Genomic DNA, 4,558 nt, shown 5'->3' with positions numbered 1-4,558 from the left:
CGCAAGCTGCTGACGATGCTCAACGCCATCGCCAAACATGGCTCGATGTGGGATTCGACTATGCATTGCGCTTGACGAGCAAGACGGTTGCTCAGACCCTGAACCGCTTGATGACGGCAGTCACCACGCCGCAGACGATCAGCTGCTGGCCCTCCCGGAACGTGATGGTCGGGAAGGTGGGGTTCGCCGGCTCCAGGCGCGGCCGGTTCGCCCGCAGCCGCAGGTACTTGACCGTGAAATCGCCGTCCACCTGGGCCACCACGATGTCACCGGAACGCGCCTTGAGGGCGCGGTCCACCACAAGGATGTCGCCGTCCTCGATGCCGGCTTCGCGCATCGAGAACCCGGACACCTGCCAAAAGAAGGTTGCGTGCGGGTGCCGGATCAGCAGCTCGTTCAGGTCCTGCCGCTTGACCGCGTAGTCCTCGGCCGGCGACGGGAAACCCGCCGGCACCCTGCCCTGCACCGCCGGCAGCGGCCGACGCGGCGGCGCCTCGGCCGCCGGCCATGCTTGTGCCGGAATACTGTTCATGCATCCAGTATAGAAAATTCACATTTCCCCCGGAAGGTTCCCGGCGGGCTTACCATACGGGCATGGCCGAGCTTCGGATGAACTTTTCCACCAGCTTCGACGGCGACGAGCGCTTTCCCGCCGCCGAGTCGGAGGTCGCCTATGCGATGCGTCTGCAGGCGCTGGTGGCTCACTCCAAGGCCGATCCACGCCCCAGCGTGGACCACGCGACCGCAATGCGCCTGGTCGAAGAACGCCTCGCTGCCATCGTGGGAAAAAACGGCACGCCTGCCCGTCGTTGACGGCGCCAGACTTGCCGGATGCCTTACCAAGTCCAGTGGCGGCCGCCCGCGCTTGAGCAACTGCTTGAGATCATCGAGTACGTCGGCCAGCGCAACCAGCTCGCCGCGACCAAGCTCTTCGAGACATTGCGCGGCTGCACCGACAGGCTGGCCGAGTTCCCCGAGCTGTACCCGGTCAGCTGGTTCGTGCCTGGCCAGCGCCAGATCGTCGCGCATCCCAACTACATCGTGCTCTACGAGGTTGACCACCGCCGGCAGCTCGTGAGCGTCACCACCGTGACCCATTCGCGCCGGCGCCGCTGAGCCCGGCGCCCATGCGCGCTCCGGCCCCGCTTCGCATCCGCCGCCGGCAGGCTGGCTGTGCGCCTGATGCCAACGTCACAATGCGGCCTATGGCCAACATCGCATCTGTCCTGAAGTCCGAGATAGCGCGCGTGTCGCGCAAGGAAGTCCGATCCGAGATCGAAAGTCTGAGGAAGGCCAGCACGCAGCATCGCAGTGCCATTGCACTGCTGCGCCGCCAGGTCGAAGACCTTCAGAAGCAGCTCAAGCGCGCCGCCCGGGAGGGTGCGCGAGCGCCGGCGCCGGCATCAGAAGCATCCGACGCAACGCCTCGGCGCTTCAGCCCGACCCGCCTGGCGGCGCATCGTGCGAAGCTGGGAATCTCGGCGGCCGACTACGGCAAGCTCGTGGGCATGAGCGGCGCGACGATCTACCTGTGGGAACAGGGGAAGTCCCGGCCCAACCCGGAACAACTTCAGCGCCTGGCTGCAGCCCGGGCCCTCGGCAAGCGCCGGGCGCTGGAGCAACTTAATTCGGCATCCTGAGTGCGGACGTAGCCGCACGCCGCACTCCAGCAGGCCATGTGCTACTCCGCTGCCGTTCGAGCCGACTTCGCTGCATTCCGGCGGCTCTTTCCGACAGCGCGGGTGGACCTGAAAGCCTTCTTCGACCTGTACTGGCGCAAGAAGCAACAGCCCAAGGTGCTGCTCACGTCCAAGGGCATGGATACCCTCTTCGCTCGGCCGCGCACGGCCGAGGAGCGGGAGATCCACGCGCTGATCTTGGAGATCGACGCCGAGCGGGCCCGCGCCTATGAACAGGATCTGTTCAAGCAGCGCAAGCGCCTGGCCGACGCCGAGCGCGTCCTGCAGGTGAAGCCGACGAAGAAGGCGCAGGAGGACCAGCGCATCGCGCCGAAGAAAATCGCCGCGGCGCTGGCCAGCCTCGATGCGATGAAGCGCGCCGAGCTGCGCGACACCGACTGGCGGCTGTTCCCGCAGTGGTGGGGGCCCGTACTGCTGATCGAGGACGGCGAGCCGATCATCCGGCCCATGCGCTACCTGTGCCGGCCAGCCGGCAAGCCGGTCTTCTACGACACGAAGTACCCCGGGATCTACAACGCGCGCCGGGACAGCCTAGGCGGGTTCTGGAAGGGGCAGTTCGGGCATACGCATTGCCTTGCGCTCGTGCCTGTCTTCTGGGAGCACGTGGTGCGCCACCTGGCCGAGCACCGCGAGCTGCAGCCGGGAGAGAAGCCGGAGAACATCGTGCTCGAATTCAGGCCGCGGCCGCAGCGCGACCAGCTGGTGGCGTGCATCTATTCGCACTGGACGCCGCCGGCCGGCTCGGATGAGCCGGACCTCTGGTCCTTCGCGGCCGTGACCGACGAGCCGCTGCCGGAGGTCGCCGCGGCCGGCCATGACCGCACCATCGTGGCCCTGCGCGAAGAGAACGTGCAGGCCTGGCTCACGCCGCAGGACCGCAGCCTGGACGAGCTGGATGCGCTGCTCGAAGACAAGGAGCGGCCGTACTACGAATTCAGGATGGCCGCATGAAGCTGACCCTCGATCCCGAGGAGCTGCGCGAGCAAATGACGCTCTGGCGCAGCGCGGTCGATCTGCGAATGGATCTCCGGCCAGACATCCGCGCGCACCTGATCGTGCGGCGCAGGGACATCCTGAAGAACTTCGAGAAGACCGGCCGTGACTGGCTGACCGTCCTGCGGCTCTGCAAGCCGGTGCCGGAGGACGCCCGGGCCCACGCCGCCCTGTGCGCCGACGTCGAAGAGTTCTTGACGTGGGCCCAGGCCGGCCTACAGCAGCTCGATGAGCTGGCGGCCGACGAGGGCGGCGGATAGCGCGGGCCTCCCCGCCACCGCTGTGGATGCCCCGGCTACTTGCGCCGGGCCAGGTGTTCCCGAACCTGCTCCGCCGAGTTGCCGACCGCCTGCACGGCCTCGCGCAACTCCGCTTCGCTGCAACCGAGGCTTTCGCTCCAGCTTCGCACTTCGTGCGGTGTCTCCAGAGAGATCAGCTTGCGATCCAGGCCGGTCTTCTTCGGGTCGTCTGTCATTGATATCTCCTGTGGGCGGTACCCCTGTTATCGCGTTTGCCGTCACGGCAGCGCGTAGGCCGACAGCGGTCTTGCGCATCGTCGATACGCTGGCAGGATGCCCCGCCTGGTCGACTACCCGCCGATGCTGCTTGAGGAGCGGCCATTCGCCTTCGGCGAGCCCGACTGGATCTATGAAATCAAATTCGACGGCTATCGCCTCATGGCGCTGGTCGACGGCGGCCATGTCGAGTTGCGTTCCCGCCAGGGGGCGGATGCGACCCGCTGGTTTCCCGAGCTTGCCGACAGCCTGGCCACTCTCGGCGGTGGGCCGACCATCCTTGATGGCGAGGTGTGCGTGCTCGATGAGGCCGGCCGCAGCGACTTCGATCGGCTCCATGATCGGGCACGGCGCCGGCGCTGGTACGCTGGTGCCGATGCCGTCACCTTCTGCGTCTTCGACTTGCTCATGGCGGGCGGCGACGAGCTGCTGCAGCTGCCGCTGCTGCGCCGCAAGACCAGTCTGGGACGGCTGCTCAAATCGCCTCCGGCCCACGTCATGCCCGTCGGGCACTTCGCGGCCGGCGAAGGGGCTCAGATTTTTCAGCAGGCAGTCGTCCCTCTCGGGCTGGAGGGGTTGTGCGCAAAACGTACGCGAAGCCTCTACGTTCCAGGCGCCAGGTCGCCGGACTGGATCAAGATCAAACGCGCTGGAGCCGTGCCGCCAGAGCGCTTCAGGCGCGGTGTCAAGCCGGCCCTCGCCTCTGGCGTCTAAGCGTGTGCGAGAGGTGCTTTCGGCAGCGTCTCTGCCGGTTGGCCAGGTATGCGGCCGCTACAATCCCGCCGCCCGGTCTCACCTCAGGTGCGCCAATGCGCTTCCCTCCTCCTCCCTGGATCGGGCGAGGTATCCAACCCTCATTCGGGGCCTGCAGCGCGGGCCCTTTTTCTTTGCTACTCCGCGAGCGGCAGGCCCGCTTTTCTACGGCGCGCTCTTTCAGCGCTCATTAGCCTGCGGTCGCGCCAGTTGAGCTGAATGACGCCGTACTGTGCGCGCAGCTGCTTGGCGTAGCGTCGTTGTCCCCTCCATGAGAAATCGCCGTCGGCTGGGGCTTTGAGTAGTAGGTCGGTCGGGATTTTGATGCCCTGAAGCATGGCGTCATCAAAGACCCAGGCCACCGGACAGCGCCAGTAGTAGAACTGGCCCGACCATGAGCCGAGGAGCCAGCCGGCCATGCCGACAAGCAAGACGACGAGTGAAGCGATGAGCGTGAGTGCGTCCATGGTGAGGAGCGGCAAGTCTACTGCCGAGTATGTGAGCGTCGCCGGCAGTGCCGGCCGGGCTGTCGTGCTTCGCATCGAGCCTTCGCCTTTTGGCTTGTCTCGCCCCTACGGGCTTCCATCCTTCCCTCGC

At 66.5% G+C, this 4,558-nt stretch carries 9 protein-coding genes; 6 read left to right on the top strand and 3 right to left on the bottom strand.

What is annotated here, in order from left to right; translation table 11 throughout:
• Window positions 1–91 precede the first annotated feature (91 nt).
• Window positions 92–532: a LexA family protein gene (locus Q392_RS26195; protein WP_038215447.1), complete on the bottom strand. Its 441-nt coding sequence runs from the start codon at window positions 530–532 to the stop codon at window positions 92–94.
• Between the two features lie 77 nt (window positions 533–609).
• On the opposite strand from Q392_RS26195, the gene Q392_RS26190 reads away from it, so the two are divergent.
• The 5 genes from Q392_RS26190 (at window position 610) to Q392_RS26170 (ending at window position 2,953) form a co-directional block, all read left to right on the top strand.
• Window positions 610–813: a hypothetical protein gene (locus Q392_RS26190; protein WP_157008333.1), complete on the top strand. Its 204-nt coding sequence runs from the start codon at window positions 610–612 to the stop codon at window positions 811–813.
• Between the two features lie 18 nt (window positions 814–831).
• Window positions 832–1,116, top strand: a complete 285-nt coding sequence (locus Q392_RS26185) for a type II toxin-antitoxin system RelE/ParE family toxin (RefSeq protein WP_038215445.1) — start codon at window positions 832–834, stop codon at window positions 1,114–1,116.
• An 89-nt stretch (window positions 1,117–1,205) separates the two neighbouring features.
• Window positions 1,206–1,640 carry a helix-turn-helix domain-containing protein gene (locus Q392_RS26180; protein ID WP_211260309.1) on the top strand — a complete coding sequence of 145 codons (435 nt, stop codon included), beginning with the start codon at window positions 1,206–1,208 and terminating at the stop codon, window positions 1,638–1,640.
• A gap of 102 nt (window positions 1,641–1,742) precedes the next feature.
• Window positions 1,743–2,651: an SOS response-associated peptidase family protein gene (locus Q392_RS26175; RefSeq protein WP_342665639.1), complete on the top strand. Its 909-nt coding sequence runs from the start codon at window positions 1,743–1,745 to the stop codon at window positions 2,649–2,651.
• On the top strand, window positions 2,648–2,953 hold the full coding sequence (locus Q392_RS26170; protein ID WP_038215431.1) for a hypothetical protein: 306 nt from the start codon (window positions 2,648–2,650) through the stop codon (window positions 2,951–2,953). The genes Q392_RS26175 and Q392_RS26170 overlap by 4 nt, the downstream gene beginning before the upstream one ends.
• Window positions 2,954–2,988: 35 nt before the next feature.
• Here Q392_RS26170 and Q392_RS26165 read toward each other — a convergent pair whose 3' ends face one another.
• The gene (locus tag Q392_RS26165; RefSeq protein ID WP_038215428.1) at window positions 2,989–3,168 is read right to left on the bottom strand and encodes a DUF3606 domain-containing protein; all 180 of its coding nucleotides are present in this window, start codon (window positions 3,166–3,168) and stop codon (window positions 2,989–2,991) included.
• Between the two features lie 97 nt (window positions 3,169–3,265).
• Here Q392_RS26165 and Q392_RS26160 point away from each other — a divergent pair, with 97 nt between their 5' ends.
• A complete protein-coding gene (locus tag Q392_RS26160) occupies window positions 3,266–3,922 on the top strand; it encodes an ATP-dependent DNA ligase (protein WP_038215426.1) in 657 nt (218 codons plus the stop codon).
• 176 nt (window positions 3,923–4,098) lie between these two features.
• Here Q392_RS26160 and Q392_RS26155 read toward each other — a convergent pair whose 3' ends face one another.
• Window positions 4,099–4,428 (bottom strand): hypothetical protein, encoded by a 330-nt coding sequence (locus tag Q392_RS26155; protein ID WP_157008331.1) that lies wholly within the window; start codon window positions 4,426–4,428, stop codon window positions 4,099–4,101.
• Between the last annotated feature and the right edge of the window lie 130 nt (window positions 4,429–4,558).

Source organism: Xenophilus azovorans DSM 13620 (genome assembly GCF_000745855.1).
In the GTDB taxonomy this organism is placed as follows: Bacteria; Pseudomonadota; Gammaproteobacteria; order Burkholderiales; family Burkholderiaceae_C; genus Xenophilus; species Xenophilus azovorans.
Note: the sequence above shows the minus strand (reverse complement) of the source record. Positions and strands in the feature narration are given on the sequence as shown.

Bases quoted from the DNA above. Each gene is read 5' to 3' on its own strand.
- Q392_RS26195 (WP_038215447.1), bottom strand. From the start codon at position 532: ATGAACAGTATTCCGGCACAAGCATGGCCGGCGGCCGAGGCGCCGCCG.
- Q392_RS26180 (WP_211260309.1), top strand. From the start codon at position 1,206: ATGGCCAACATCGCATCTGTCCTGAAGTCCGAGATAGCGCGCGTGTCG.
- Q392_RS26190 (WP_157008333.1), top strand. From the start codon at position 610: ATGAACTTTTCCACCAGCTTCGACGGCGACGAGCGCTTTCCCGCCGCC.
- Q392_RS26165 (WP_038215428.1), bottom strand. From the start codon at position 3,168: ATGACAGACGACCCGAAGAAGACCGGCCTGGATCGCAAGCTGATCTCT.
- Q392_RS26155 (WP_157008331.1), bottom strand. From the start codon at position 4,428: ATGGACGCACTCACGCTCATCGCTTCACTCGTCGTCTTGCTTGTCGGC.
- Q392_RS26170 (WP_038215431.1), top strand. From the start codon at position 2,648: ATGAAGCTGACCCTCGATCCCGAGGAGCTGCGCGAGCAAATGACGCTC.
- Q392_RS26160 (WP_038215426.1), top strand. From the start codon at position 3,266: ATGCCCCGCCTGGTCGACTACCCGCCGATGCTGCTTGAGGAGCGGCCA.
- Q392_RS26185 (WP_038215445.1), top strand. From the start codon at position 832: ATGCCTTACCAAGTCCAGTGGCGGCCGCCCGCGCTTGAGCAACTGCTT.